Source organism: Agrobacterium sp. 5Ca50 (assembly GCF_055381905.1).
The window spans coordinates 148,426-163,447 of sequence record NZ_AP026439.1 but is presented as its reverse complement, the minus strand read 5'-3'; the positions used below and the strand labels follow the sequence as shown (position 1 = coordinate 163,447).

At 54.6% G+C, this 15,022-nt stretch carries 7 protein-coding genes; 1 reads left to right on the top strand and 6 read right to left on the bottom strand.

Annotated elements, in window-relative coordinates; all coding sequences use genetic code 11:
• Positions 1 to 9: 9 nt before the first annotated feature.
• The 6 genes from ACZ5FM_RS18420 to ACZ5FM_RS18395 all read right to left on the bottom strand — a co-directional run bounded on the left by ACZ5FM_RS18420 (position 10) and on the right by ACZ5FM_RS18395 (position 12,503).
• Complete coding sequence (locus tag ACZ5FM_RS18420) at positions 10 to 3,183, bottom strand: UDP-N-acetylmuramoyl-tripeptide--D-alanyl-D-alanine ligase (protein ID WP_464040862.1); 3,174 nt, start codon at positions 3,181 to 3,183, stop codon at positions 10 to 12.
• Positions 3,173 to 4,375: an HlyD family efflux transporter periplasmic adaptor subunit gene (locus ACZ5FM_RS18415; RefSeq protein WP_275643338.1), complete on the bottom strand. Its 1,203-nt coding sequence runs from the start codon at positions 4,373 to 4,375 to the stop codon at positions 3,173 to 3,175. Before ACZ5FM_RS18415 ends, ACZ5FM_RS18420 begins: the two co-directional genes overlap by 11 nt.
• Positions 4,376 to 6,628, bottom strand: coding sequence for a type I secretion system permease/ATPase (locus tag ACZ5FM_RS18410; protein ID WP_464040861.1), 2,253 nt, complete (start codon positions 6,626 to 6,628; stop codon positions 4,376 to 4,378). It abuts the gene before it with no gap.
• A 58-nt stretch (positions 6,629 to 6,686) separates the two neighbouring features.
• A complete protein-coding gene (locus ACZ5FM_RS18405; protein ID WP_464040860.1) occupies positions 6,687 to 9,215 on the bottom strand; it encodes a BapA/Bap/LapF family large adhesin in 2,529 nt (842 codons plus the stop codon).
• A gap of 574 nt (positions 9,216 to 9,789) precedes the next feature.
• Positions 9,790 to 11,229 (bottom strand): TolC family outer membrane protein, encoded by a 1,440-nt coding sequence (locus tag ACZ5FM_RS18400; RefSeq protein ID WP_464040859.1) that lies wholly within the window; start codon positions 11,227 to 11,229, stop codon positions 9,790 to 9,792.
• 242 nt (positions 11,230 to 11,471) lie between these two features.
• Positions 11,472 to 12,503, bottom strand: a complete 1,032-nt coding sequence (locus ACZ5FM_RS18395) for a D-alanyl-D-alanine carboxypeptidase family protein (RefSeq protein ID WP_464040858.1) — start codon at positions 12,501 to 12,503, stop codon at positions 11,472 to 11,474.
• Between the two features lie 295 nt (positions 12,504 to 12,798).
• Between ACZ5FM_RS18395 and ACZ5FM_RS18390 the strand changes: the two genes are divergently transcribed.
• Positions 12,799 to 14,970 carry an inverse autotransporter beta domain-containing protein gene (locus ACZ5FM_RS18390; protein ID WP_464040857.1) on the top strand — a complete coding sequence of 724 codons (2,172 nt, stop codon included), beginning with the start codon at positions 12,799 to 12,801 and terminating at the stop codon, positions 14,968 to 14,970.
• Positions 14,971 to 15,022 lie beyond the last annotated feature (52 nt).

The following is a 15,022-nucleotide window of genomic DNA, read 5'->3' as shown; positions in this document are numbered from 1 at the left end:
CCTGCGAAGTCAGGCAGCGGCGCTGCCGTCAGCGCTTTTCTTCAGCCAGGCAACCAGCTCATGCATGCCCGCACTATGTGAGCCCTTGACCAGCACGACGTCTCCGTCTTGCAATTTTTCCCGCAAAATGTCCTTGAGAACCTGCCGCGAGTGCACATAGGCGCCTTTCAGTTCCGGGGACAGTTCGTCCCAGAACTCACTGTAGAGATCACCGGCAACATAGACCTGATTGATCGAGCTCTCCCGCAGCGATACCGCAAGTTCGGTATGATAGCTTGCAGCACCGGGACCCAGCTCTGCCATTTCGCCCAACACGGCAACCCGGCGGCGGCCATCACCGTGATCGTTCAAACGATCCAGCGCCGCGCGCATCGAGCCGGGATTGGCATTATAGGCATCGTCAATCACCGTCAGACGGCGACCGTCGAGTGACAGGCAAATCTCTTCGCCACGACCAGGCAGTGCCGCAAAGCTTTCAAGCTGCGCGATGGCCGGTTGCAGCGGATGGCCGAGCGACGCCACTGCGGCCAGCACGGCGAGACTGTTTAAGGCCATATGCTGGCCAACCGCACCGACACGGTAGCTGATCTCACGCCCCTCAATACGGGCATGGGTCAGACCATCGGCGGCGTTATAGCGGATCAGTTGAAATGCGCAGTCGTCAGTGGTCCCGTAGGTCATGATATCGAGCCCGCGTTTGCGCGCAGCATCATGCACCGTATCCCATTCCAGCATATCCCGGTTGAGCACGGCGACGTCGCCGGGATACATGCCAAGAAAAATCCCGCTTTTTGTTCTGGCAATATCGGCGACCGTGCTATTCCGACCCAAATGAGCCGGCAGAACGTTGGTGAAAATGGCGACCCGCGGCCGCGCCATGCGGGCGCTTACCGCCATTTTGCCAACCGCCAGTTCCAGAACCACATGTGGCGTGTTCCAGGCCATGGAGGCCAGATTCCAGCCAACACCGGCAGGCAGATTGGCATTGTGATGACTTTTGCCAACATTGCCCCAGGCCGAGAGTGCATGTGCAAGCATGGCAACGACAGTTGTCTTGCCAGCACTGCCGGTTACACCAAGCACATTGCCTGTCATCTGACGGCGCGCATAATCGCCCATATCAAGGATGGCACGCGTACCATCCTCCACATGCAGGACCGGACCCGGATAAATCTGCGTCAGTGTAGCATCCGTCGTAATAAGGCCCGCCGGGGACGGTAGGCCATGAAGATTGGAAACGGCGACGCCCGTCTCCCCATCTGCGCTGCGTACCAGAACAAGTGCACCCGGCTGCATCGCTGGCGCGAAGATACAAAGTCCATTGGCCGTCCAGCCCTCAGGCGGTTGACGAAGCCAACGGCCACCGGTTGCGGCCTCGACATGAGCAGCTGTCCACTGCCCATCGGGAAGCGGGACCTTGGACGCTTCCAGAATGGGTAAAGAGCGACGTTTGGCTGCTGCAGATTGGCGAACCAGTTCACGAAAAGCTGCCCGTTCCCGCAGGTAGCTGCGATAGGCGACAAAGCCAGAGAGGTAATGCTCCACATCATCAATCCGCACCCGGAAAGCGTGATGACGGATGAAGAACGAGCCCGAAATGCGGTCGGGATTGCCGTAATACATCGCCATTTCTGGCCAGAAATGCCCATTGAGCAGGTGCTGCGCCCGTTTTTCGAGCGCCCGCTCGAAATGCACCAAATCGATATCGCCAAGCAACCGCTGCAACTGTGGCTCCGCCGCGATCCGTGACAAGGTCTGTCGCGCCGCCATCATCAATTCCAGCAGTGTCGGAAAGGTGGTGATGCGGTTTTCAACAAAGCCGAGATAACCGGCAATGTTGCGGATGGCGAAACGAAAATACCGCTCCTCCGGCTTATAACGGGTCAATTCATTGACGCAGTAACCAAGCCAATGATCGTGATGTTTCCAGTGCTCCTTGGCTATGAAGTGTTCAAAAGCCTTCTCCACCGTCGCCAGCCACACCGTGTCTCCGGTCAAAGCATAAAGACGCATCAATCCGAAAGCCGCCTCACCGTCATAATAAATGGTGCGATACCGCTGCTTGATGCTCAAATCCGGGAAATTCAACACATGGACAAATGCACCGGTCTTGGCGTTCTGCATGTGGCGGATGCCAAGCGCCAGCCCCTCCGCCAATTCCAGCCAGTCATGATTGCCCATGACTGTCATGTATTTCACAAATGCCAGTATCGCGACGGCGTTGCCGCCCAGCTTGATCTCGCCGTCGGCCTCAACGAGAAAGGCAGCGTCAGCCCCATCGGGAAGGACAGCAGGTTTTATCAACATCTGAGCCAGATATGTCAGGGCACGGTCGATCGCATCCTTGAGCTTTGGGTCACGCGTCACTTCCCAAGCCTCTATCATCGCATAGGTCGTGCTGGCGTGGCGCAGCGCATTGTAAGCGTCAATCCGCCGATCAAAGCAGGCGTGATATCCATAAACAAAGGAACCATCTGGCTTGACCTGTCCGGCTAGATAGGTCGATGAATCGCGGATCAGCGACAGTGCTATGCCGCCGTCAATCTTTTCAATTTTACGTCGTCCTGCCTCAAGGCCGGTTCCATCCAGCTGGTGCAGCCTGCCAGCCTCATCGCAGAAGACACCCTTCGTCTGGAAAAGATAGACAGACTGGTCATCCGCAAAACGCAGTTCGGGGAGTACGTGATACCGTGTACGGGCATAGAGACTGAAATTTTTCTCATTGAGTACAGCATGGTCAATGGTGTTGCCACCATAAAGCATCGCGTTCGCGTTCAATTCCTGTTCCGTGAACGTAAATCGCAAATCCGTATCAAGTGCGATGCCAAAGCGAAAATAGTTACGCTTGACCTGATCAAGCAACGCTTTCAATCGTGACCAGGTTGTTGCCTCCGCAACATCAACCCAGTCCACACGAAGCCAGCGCCCCTTGATGCCGTTCGCCTTCATGACGTTTAAAAGCTGCTCAATGCCTTTTTGCCATGCCGATTCCAGCGATGGCCCGGAGGCATTGATCACGCGCGCCTTTTTGTCACCATCCGAAACGGAAAAAAACAGAGTTACAGCCGGGAACGGTCTTTTCAGCGGGTGAATTCGGCCGCGCAAATACGACCTGACGCTGGAAAGCCGCTCTGTCATATCCTGCGGCGTTATCGGCAATACCGCCTCTATATCAACGTTCACGCAGCGCCTCCCGAGCCTTGTTGAAAGGTTTGATAAGATATTCCAGCACGGTCTTTGCCCCGGTATGAATGTCGACAGTTGCGACCATACCCGGCACGATCGGAAGTTCCCGGCCGTCGGCATTCACAAGCGCATCTTTTTCGGTCTTGATGAAGACGCGGTAATAATAAATCGTGCGATCAACCTCGTCTTGGATCGTGTCGGGCGAAATGGTGGTTACCTGCCCGTCGAGACTGCCGTAAATCGCGTAATCATACGCGCTGACCTTAACGCTCGCGCGCTGACCGGGGTGGATGTAGGCAATGTCACGTGGCGAAATACGGGCTTCGACAAGAAGCTCGTCCCCCAGCGGAATGATATCCATCAGCTTGCCGTTAGGCGGTATCACACCACCAATCGTCGACACCTCGATATTCTTTACGATACCCCGTACTGGAGAACGACGGGTCAGGCGGGAAAGACTGTCGGTCCGACCGGTCACGACAGGTGAGAGCGAATTCACCTCGCCATTCATCTTGGCCAGTTCCTCCCGTGCGCGCACAAGATATTCTGATCTGACTTCGACCTTCTTGAGCTCCAGTTCAACGATCTGCCTGCGCAGACGGATAACTTCCACGTTGCTTGCCGCCCCCACGACCCGCAGCTCCTCGTTAAGCTTCAGCTCACTGCGCACCAGTTCAAGCGATTCTTCCACCCAATGCAGGGACTGTTCAAGCGACTGGCTACGCGCATTGTAAAGTTCGGTCTCGGCGGCGATCAGTGAAGGATAAGCGTCCAATGCCGGTGAAAATGCAAGTGCCGTGCCGTTGACTTCGGCATCAAGCCGCGCGGAAGCTGCCAGTGCGGCACGATATTTTGCGGCGGTTTCTTCAACATCCGATTCACTTCTGGTGGGGTCGAGCTGGGCAAGAATCTGCCCAGGTTCAACCACCTGGTCCTCCCGCACAAGCAGCTTTGCGAGAATGCCGCCCTCCAGCGACTGGATGACCTGCTCGCGGCTGGTAGGAACCACGCGGCCGTCACCGCTGGAAACCTCGTCCAGTGTTGCGAAATAGGCCCAGACCAACATGGCGATCAGCAGGAGAACAAAAATCTGTACCACCCGGGTCGAACGGCTCAGTTTTCGTCCGTCATCGTCACCGAAAGCCCATCCACCCTGACCGGAAAAATCACGATCGCCGATTGTCGCCATTCATGCCTCCTTGACGGTCTTGAGTGGAAAACCTGCGACTGCGTTGCTACCAACGCTACCGGTAGTCTTGGCGCGATTGTCCTTCGGGGGAACCACCTTGGTCACGCCGCGCAAAGTGTTGAGAACCTCTTCCTTGCTGCCATCGAGTGCAACCTGACCGCCCTCAACCACCACAATGCGCTGGACCAGATCAAGGACACGCATTCGGTGGGTAGCAACGACCACTGTCCGTCCTGCACTCCAGGTCTGGAAGCGTGCGATGAACTGACGTTCCGTCGCCTCATCCATTGCAGCCGTTGGTTCATCAAGGAGCACGACAGCGGGATCGCGAATGACCAGGCGCGCCAGCAGCAAAGCCTGCTTTTGACCACCGGAAAGACCCCGGCCACCTTCAAGGATGGGATGATCAAGCCCGCGCGGCAGCTTCCGTACGAAGTCGTCGGCACCTGTCATTGCCAACACCTCAAGCAAAGCAGTTTCAGGTGCATGCAGGGCACCCAAAGTCACATTTTCACGGATAGTACCGTGAAATAACCTGGTATCCTGCGTCAGAAGGCCGACATGGCGGCGGACATCGGATGGATCGATTTGCGACAGTGCCAGATCGTCCAGCAAGATTTCTCCGGCAGCTGGTTCGATCATGGCGGACATCGCCATCAGAAGTGTGGATTTTCCTGCACCGTTTTTGCCCAGCACCGCGACTTTCTCGCCAGCGGCAATGGCAAGGTCACCAATGACAAGCGCCGGCTTTCCGGCTCCAGCACCATAATGGAAAATAGCACCCTTGATCCGGTAAGCCCCGCGCAGATTTGGCGCGCTGACGCGTGTTTCGGTCGCCGGATGGTCAGAGGGCATTTGCAGGATGGCGTCGATGCTTTTGAGGCCGACCCGTGCCTGCTGAAATCTGCCAAGGATTTGAGTTAGTTGCGCCATTGGCGCCATCATGCGTGAGCCGAGAATGGAGCAGGCAACCAAAGAGCCGGTCGTCATGTCACCCTCCATTACGATCGGTGCACCGACAAAAACCACGGCGGCAAATGTTCCTGTCTGGATAGAATGGCTCCACGCGGCGAGACCGTTGGTGATGGAACGCAAACGAAGCTGACCTTCAGCCGAAACTGCATTGTAATGGTTCCAGCGCTGCTGGAAATGATCTTCGGCCTGCAGGGTTTTGATATCTTCGATGCCCTGCACCGCCTCGACCAGCATGGCATTGCGCAACGAGGATTCACGCATGGCTTCATTGGCTGCCGCCCGCAGTTTGCCCTGGACAAGAAGGCCCGGCAGCAACAGGAGAACCAGGGCTGTTATCGGAATGAATACCAGTGGTCCGCCGATCATCCAGAAAATGAACAGGAACAGCAAAAAGAACGGCAGGTCAGCGACCGCGGCCACCGTCGTCGAGGTCAGAAGTTCACGCACCTGTTCCAGATCACGCAACTGGGCGATGAATGTGCCTGTCGATGTCGGACGAGCCTGGTTCTTCACACGAAGAGCATGACCGAAAACAAGATCCGATATGCGCATGTCAGTCCGTTTGCCGACAATATCGATAATGCGGGTGCGCAGCCGCCGCATTATGAAATCAAACAGGGCGGCAAGAAGCACGCCGATAAACAGCACATAAAGCGTGTTGAATGACTTTGATGGCACCACCCGGTCATAAACCTGCATGGAAAACATCACGCCTCCCAATGCCAAGACATTGGCAACCAGAGACGCCAGCATGACATGGCTGTAGGCGCCTAAGTCCTTGAAGGCAATGGTGCGGAACCAGTGTTCGCGATGTGGGGCAATGTAACTATCGACCCGTTCATCCACTGTGCCGCGTTGCGGGCGTGCCACAACGGCAAAATCACTATGCGACAGAACGATGTCGAGAGGCAGGGTCGTGGCGCAACCACCATCGCCGCTAAAGACAACGGAAACCTCCTGGCTGGCAGAAAGTGCCGTGACAACACCGACTGCACCATCCGCAAATTGCAGGATCGTCGGCAGTCGCCAGCTTGTTAGCAGGTTGGAGGTCGGTGCTGCCCGTTTGATGCGCAGCCCCATTTTGCCTGCCATCCGGGTCAGGCATTCTTCTGTCCCGTTATTATGCAGCGTCTTGACAAGTTGTTTGGCCGCACCGGGGGAAAAAGGCACGCCATAATGGCGTGCCACATATTGGAAAGCTTCATTCCAGCCCGCGATATCGAGGCCGGGCGCGTTGGTGTCCGGGGGGGGGGCCGTTTGTCCATCGGAAAGAGACATCAATGCTCCTCTTGCGCGGCAGGTGGACTGTTGGTGCCAACCTGCCGCTTCAGTTCTTTCAGACTACGTGCGAGTTATGAGAGTTCCAGTCGTCTTCGGTGGCGAGATGCCCGAGGGGATCAACGGGCAAATCTACCGGATCCGGAGTATCGATCATGTCCACACGCTCTTCGACGGTGGTCAGGTCAGCATCCGAATCATCCGCAGGCAGCGAATCCAGTCCCTCAAGAGGAATAGTCAGGTCATCGCCACTATCATCGATAAGCTGTGATAGATCGTCGTGACTGTCCGTGTGGGCATGTGAGGAAGAACTGTCGTCATGGGTTGCATCGATTTGGTCGAGCCCGCCAATATCGTCTGCAACAAACATCATCATTGTCTGGACTGGAACACCAGCGCCAGATGGCTCGACGGTGACAACCAGAGAGGACTGCTCCACAGAACCTGTAGGATGCACCAACTGATATTCAAACGTATCCGTCTGAACATCGGTGAAGTGCGTCAGGGTCGGGTCCGGCACATAACTATAACTCCCGTCAGAGTTTACGGTAAGCGTGCCGTAATCTCCTACTATGTTCATAGCGCCGGTCACTTTGACATAACTCGTTCCGTCAAAGATCTGGAATGACGTGAAGGCCGAGCCCAAATCGTCATTGGTCAGCAGGTTACCCGTATCGCCAGTCGCACTCCCGATTTCGAACTGATCGGTATAGGTGACATCGACATTTGTCGTAAGGGAGGTCTGAACACCGACACCAACCCCTGACAACGTTGCATGAACTCGATAGTTTCCAGCAGTAAAATCGACTGTCGAAAGATCGATTGTGGCAATAGGTCCAAGCAATCCAACAAGGATGCTGAAGGGTGCGCTCTGCACATTCTGCCAGTTTCCTGGGCTTACCTCCCTTTGGAGAGCAATTTCGCCGTTGGATAGTGCCGCAGCGATTACCGAAAGAACAATGGTGCCGGAAACATCCATGCTGTCGGTGACGACAAATGCTTGACTGTTATATGTTGTTGTTGGCTGGAGAAGGCTGATTAGCACGTCTTCACTATCATCGAAGAATGCATCGTTTGTGACATTTTCCCAGACAACAGATGCACTTGCATCGTCGCCAGTGGCGGAGAATTCAAACGTTGCTGCCTGGCTCGGATCGGCTCCATCCCAGGCGAGGGTTACACTGTCGCTGCCAATCTGGACATTCAGTGTCGCAGTGCCTGTTTTTCCATCAGCATCGACCAGCGTGTACTCGAACGTGTCGACTTTACCTATCCCCGCACCGCTAGCAGTTGGGGTATAGGTGAACGTGCCGTTCGGCAGAATGGTCAATTGACCAAAGTCACCCTGGATCGTCGTTCCGCCCGGATCAATCGTTGTACCATCAACACTTTGCACCGTCGTGCCAACCGGCACATCGTCGTTGATAAGGACATTGCCAGTTGCCGGAACAGCTTCATATCCGGCAATTTCGGTGAAGTCATAATCAGTTGCATTCAGCGTCAAAGTACCGCCGACACCAACGCCGAGCAAAGTGCCATCATTATACCCCATAAAGGCGCGGTATTCGCCGGGTTCAAGCCCAGTAACGGTTCCGCTGGTCCCTCCCAGAAGAGACAGGGACAAGGGTGTCGATTCACCTTGGCCATCAATGCCAGTCCACTGCTCAGTTACCGCATCCCATTTTTGCAGAACGAGATTGTAGTTTCCGAGCACGCCGACATTGAGGATTCCGCTGAAGTCAAATTGCAAATCCTGCGTGTGACCAGTATCGACCTCAAATTCGATTGCATCAGCTATGACCTGCAGGTCGATATTAAGCAGGTTGACGATAGCAACATAACTCGCGTTACCCAGTGGCACATCTTCCGTCACTGTTGGCAGAATTGTCACGCTGGCTGATGCCACGTCATTGGTAGGCTCGAGATCTGCGTCAGCGTCGGCATCGGCATCAGCGTCAGCATCGGCATCAGCGTCGGCATCAGCGTCAGCATCGGCATCGGCATCGGCGTCGGCGTCGGCGTCGGCATCGGCATCAGCATCGGCATCAGCATCGGCATCAGCATCGGCATCAGCATCAGCATCAGCATCAGCATCGGCATCAGCATCGGCATCAGCATCGGCATCAGCATCGGCATCAGCATCGGCATCAGCATCGGCATCACTGTCGTCTCCAGAGGATCCGCCACCAAGAGCGAGAGCCGCTCCGCCGGCCAGCAGGCCGAGTGCCGCCAGACCAAGAATAGAACCATCGCCTGTTGTGGCACCGACCAGCTGGTCTACACCTTCAATTTGCGAGAACTGGAAATCCGCCAAGCCATCGCCATGTTCGCCAAGCCAGAGATTTCCGTTTTCGTCTTCCAGCACCAGCTGGCTGTGTTCGCCGTCAACCTCATGATAGAAGTTGCCTATCCGGATCGTCTCACCTGATCGCATGCGCATCAGCAGATCGTCGCCATCACGAACGAAATTGGCAACGTCATTGGGCGACGCATTAATCTGTACGATACTGGGTCTATCTACATTCAGGTCATTGAGTGACACCGATCGAGAACTTCCCTCTGACTTATCTGTGACTATCGCAACCATGAAATTGTTCTCCTGCAACGCGGCAACAAGCGGTGACAGAAATTCACTGCCACTCGGAACACCAAGCAACTTTCAAGAAACCGGATTTTTGCGAACGGCGAACCGCCGCGAGATGTAGAGCTGAACCATCAGCTCTGATTTTTGGCCTTAAGGAAATTTACCTCTGAAGGGCCTCTCCCATTCTCATAATTGCATAGAAGCTGGGCGTTGCAAGAAAAACAACCAGCAATAGTATTAGTAAAGTCTACTTTAGTTAATTCTTCGAAAACGAACGGCAATTTCCCAGAACAAAAAGCAGGGAATTAATGTGCGGCGCTCAGAACCACCTGTGCCGTTACGGAGGTGGTCTCCAGTAAAAAATCTGCTTTATTTTTGTTCTCTAGCGATCATTCGTACCGCTTGTAGACAGTACCGTTCCGATTTGTGCCACGCCAGCGGGCGGTAAAATCTCAATTAGAAGAACCGGCACAGGTTCAGGAACCTACTCACATAACATGAAAAGGCTGGAATATTTTCGATAAAATGACAAAAATCAATTATTTATAGGCCTCAAGATGATTGTGTTGGCAACCACCTACAATGACACGCCTTGAACGGTTTGACCTTCAAGCGCAAAAGCCTTGCGCATTTGTCCCGCACTGAACGTACAGTCAATATTCAACCGATGCAGATCATATTTAATATTGCTGATGTCAAACCTCGCGGCATGCAACTCCTGATCAGCATTGAGCAAATCCAGCAGGCTTCTCGTGCCCAGTTCAATATATTGCGTCTGGTAGAGATCGCGGGTCTGCCGCATGGTGGTTTGGCGGACGGAAAGAGAGCGATACAGGCTTTCCTTGCTCGATATCTGGCTGCTGGCCTCCGTGAGGTTCCGCAAGATATCGACCCGCGCGCGTGCTTCTGCCGCCTGCGATGCACCAAGCGCCTGCGTTGCCATGTTACGCCGGGCACTTGTTGCGCCGCCATTGTAGAGGCTGCCGGTTACCCGCAAGCCAACGCTATAGTCCGGTTTGTAAGAACCAATATCCGTGGGATCGACACCGATGCCTGCATCAAGCGACAGGGTTGGAAGCCCTTCGGCCCTGGCAAGATCAACCTGCGCTGCGGCAGCCTTGCGGTCCGCATCTGCCTGCATCACTGCCGGTACCTGCGACCAGTCCAGATTTGTCGAGCCACAGGCTTTCGCCAGCCAGGCTGGCATCGCGTCAGAGACATCAATCCGTCCGGCAATACCGCTCAGATTCGAAAGCACCGCTTGCCAGCGGGCCAGTTCCCCCTCGATCTCCAGTAATGTGGCTTCAGCAGCCTGGACGCGTGCCTCCGCCTGAAGCAGGTCGGAACGGGTGCTTGCACCCTTGTCTGTCCGGGAACTGACCAATTCCAGAATTGCTTTGGTATCCTTGATCTGGTCACGCGCCACAACGCGCAGAGCACGATTGCGCTGAATTTCAATCACCGCATATGACGTCTCTCGCGCGAGGTCATCAACTGCCATCAAAACCTGCGACTTGCGGCCAGAAATACCGGCCGTGGCAATCTTCACCTTGTTGTCGACCTTGCCAAAGTCATACAGCATTTGCGAGACATTGAGGTTAAGGTCCGGGCTGTAACGATCCGATCGATTGGTATTGTAGGCCGAATCCACACCCCAGCTGACATTAGGCAGATAGCCTGAACGCGCTTCGTTAACGGACTCTGTTTGTTGGCGCAGGCGGCCCACCGTCTCCGTGACTGCGGGGTGCCAATCAACGGCTTTTCGTACCGCCGTTTCAAGCGACAAAGGCCCCTTGTGTTCGGCCTTTTCAAAATTGGCCGGCTTGATTGAGCCGGTTATCGGCCCAGTGACGCCTGGCAGATCATCACCCTGCGATGTGCGCGCCTGAGCACCAGCATCTCCCGTACTTGCCGTGTTGACCTGTTGTTTCTGGATACGGGAACCGTTTGCGCAACCGGTCGCCAAGACACAAACGGCAATAGTGCAAAGAAGCGCGGGAAGCCAGTGAGACTGCATACAACGTTCCACCTTCAAACGAGAAGAATGAGCAACTTGCCAGTACGCAGAACAAAAAAAATGGCCTGTGATACGCCGATACAACCCGGCTTTATAAGCCAAAGCTAAATGAGCATGGTTAATGGTAAGTTAATTGAAATTCGTGCACCGCAGCAATGCAGGGTAGAGCCAATAGTTATCGTAGCAGGCTTAAGCTGCTTCAATCGGTCTGCCACGGCGGCAGACCGAGCTTCATGTCATCATTAAAGATTGGCCGGACGCGGTGTCGGCACTGGTACATTCAGCACATTTTCGCTCGCCCACGTCCGGATAGCGTGCGGACGACCTGGCATTTCAGTCTCTAGATAGCTGGCATGGCCCGGCAGTCCCATCGGATACAAAGCCTCACGGCTGTTCTCATATGCAACGCTCTGGTTTGTGCAAAGGCGAACACGCATATCCTCAGGCGCGACATCAGGTCGGTTACGGATATCATCCACACGGCCTGCATTTGCAGTAAGACGTCCGTCAAAGGCCTGCGTCAGATACTGCGCTGAACGCTCATTGCGTTCGCGTTCAGTGGTTGCACCGAGAACAACCACCATCACCTGTTTGCCGTTACGCTCGGTAAGCCCGACGTAGTTTCTGCCAGAGGCACACAGGAAACCGGTCTTCATGCCCACCGTGCCGCTGAAGCGGGTCAGCAACAAATTATTGGACTTAATTTCCTTACCATCGATGGTGACCGCCGTTGCTTCAAAGAAATGGCGATACTGCGGAAACAGCCTGTCTATTTCCATTCCAAGGATCGCAAGATCCCGAGCGGTGGAATAATTCTGTCGGTTGAACAGACCGTTTGGGCTGGCAAAATGCGTGCCGGTCATACCAAGCGAAGCCGCCCTTTCATTCATGCGCGCAACGAATGCTTGCTCGCTGGCAGCCACGGTTTCCGCAAGGGCAACGGCCACATCATTGGCGGACGCTGTGATTGTCGCGTAAAGCGCATCTTCAAGCGTCATAGTACGCCCAAAGGTCAGCCCCGATTCCAGAAATGCCTGCTTCGTTGCATTGCGCGTCATCACGACCGGCGTCGTCAGGGTCACTGCATTTGCACGAAGAGCTTCGAAAGTCAGCAGGGCCGTCATCAACTTGGTTGTGGAAGCAGGATACCATGGCACGCCTGCATCTTCCTGATAAAGCACGCCGCGACTTGCAACATCAACAACAAGAACAGGCGTTGCATTTGCCGCTGAACTCGCCAGGAAAGAAGCGCTGAGCAACACGCTTGTCAGCATTTTTCCTGTGAGACGCTTTAGCGTCGTCCCCAGGTTTGCGATTGAACCGCGTTTTGGACAAGAAGAATGAGAGCGCTCTAAGAATGACATGCGGCATATGCTTTGGTTTGTGAACAGTCCCTTGGGTATAGGGCGGATCGGGCATGTTTGTCGATGCTGCCTTGCAATAAGCTCTGTTCAATAGCCGCATATGTGAACAGTACATATATCGCGAATTACTTTTGTTGACTCAAATTATCATGTATTATAGAGCCATCTCCTGAAGCCGTTATCGGCTTTTTGCATGGGGGATTTTATGACATTTTTGAGAGTTTTAACCGCGCCGGTGGTGGCAGCGGCAGTCTTTGCTGTGCCTGCAAATGCCCAGCAACTGAAGGCTTTCACTGAATTTGAAGGACGCTGGCAAAGTCAGGAGTCCGCGGCAAACCTTGGGCTGATGTTGCCGTTCATGCTGGACAACAGCACTGCACTATTTTTCGATATCGGGGCCGCCATCCAGCAAGGTGATGTGCAAAAAGGCTCATTCGGCGGCGGCTATCGATTTTCGGCGGGCAGTTGGGTCGGTGGCCTTTATGGTTATTACGATTATCTCAACAGCGGACTGGACAACAGTTTCCACCAGATGTCCTTCGGTGCTGAAGCAATCTGCCAGATCTATGAAACAAGGGCCAACATCTACCTGCCGATTAGTGCGGGCAAGTCCGTCGATGGCGCAGGCGCCGGGGTGATTGATGGTGGAACCTTGAAATTCCGCGAAGGCATGGAAAGAGCAAGATCAGGCATCGATGCCGAAATCGGCATCAAGGTTCCCGGAATATCGTCCAATGGCAACGCGGAACTCAAGCTGTTTGCCGGTAGCTACAGGTATGGTGGCAAGAACATGGACGACATGTTCGGCGCAAAATTGCGAGCAGAGCTGGCCTTTGCAAATCTTCCGGTGTTACCCGCAGGATCGACTGCGCATATCGCGCTGACAGGAACCTATGACAATGAGGACCGATTTGACGGCGCCCTGATGGCACGTCTCAGAATACCGTTCGGTGTTACGGAAACAGAAAACGCAGAGCCCTTTGATCCGTGGACACAGCGCGTCGAGCGTAACTCTGCAATTCGCACACATGTTGGGGCAACAGGCGATCTCGAAGACGCTATTATCGATCTGAATGGCCAGATGGCTGGACAGGTTGTCTCTATTTCATCGGCAAGCGGCAACACATCGGCCATAAATGCGCGTGTCGCATCGGCGGGCACTGGCGCCGTGATCCTAGTCGATGGCAGCATCGGGCTTGACCAATCCTTATCACTGGCAAGCGGACAGACGCTGCTTGGCGGCGGTGGCAGTCTGGCACTGCGCGGTGCCTCAAGTGGCGCCAGGGGAAGTTATGTCAACCGGAATGCTACCGGCGTGTTGACGGGTTATGACCCGTCTCAAGACGTCATCACCATGGCGTCGAACAGTGTTGTATCCTCGCTTTCGATCTCTGGCGGGTTGGCGGGTATCGGTAGTACCGGTACATCCAACCTGTTCATTGACGGCATTGATGTAACCAACACTGCACATGACGGCATTCGATTGACGCAGGTGGATGGAGCAGTCATCCAGAATAGCCGTATCCACGATCTGTTCATTTGCGAAAACAATACTGCGTGTGAATTTGCCGTCGGAAATCCGAATGTCGCGCCTTATGCAGCTATCAGCGCGCACGGCACCCGAAACCTCACGGTCAAGGACACGACAATCGACAGCGTAACATACGGTATCTTTGCAGGCAGTGCGATCGATGACAGTGGATGGCCACCCGTGGTCACGGATCTGGCCAGCAACATCAGCCTCGACAATGTGACGATTTCCCGCTCCCGTCGTGAAGGTATTCTTCTCGTTGCTGCAGACACCGTCAGCATGAATGAAGTTAGGATCGATAACTCGCAGCAAGGCCGCGACATGGATCTGGTTGTTCTTCAGGGGACTTCGAATGTGACGATAACGGACATGACACTGAAGGGAGGCGTCAACGGTCTGATGTTGATTTCCGCCAGTACGTTGCCTGATGAAGCCAAGACAACCAATGTGCGTGTGAACGGACTGTCGATCGAAGACACCAACAATACCGGGATATTCTTCAATCCAGTGACCGACATCAGCCTCAGCAATGTGACCATCAAGAATGCCGGTACTTACGGCATGTTCCTGTATGGCGATGAATGGGGTTTCCTGGGCGGCCCCATCAAAGACATCAGTTTCGACAATGTCGTCATCGATGACGCGACGCTGGCAGGGCTTTATTTCATGGGGCCAAGTGAAAACCTCACAGGTAACATTCGCGTTATCAACACGCCACGCGATTGCAAATCCGACGCGTCGTGGATGGGCGGCCTGAGCGGCTCGATTTCGCAGGATCCGGGTTCCGTGCTGCTGCTTAACGGCACGGCGATCGACAGCACGAATTTCGATGGACGTTGCGGTTAAACCAAGGAAATCGGCTGAAAAACATCGAGGATCGGGCTATCCGGTCCTCGAA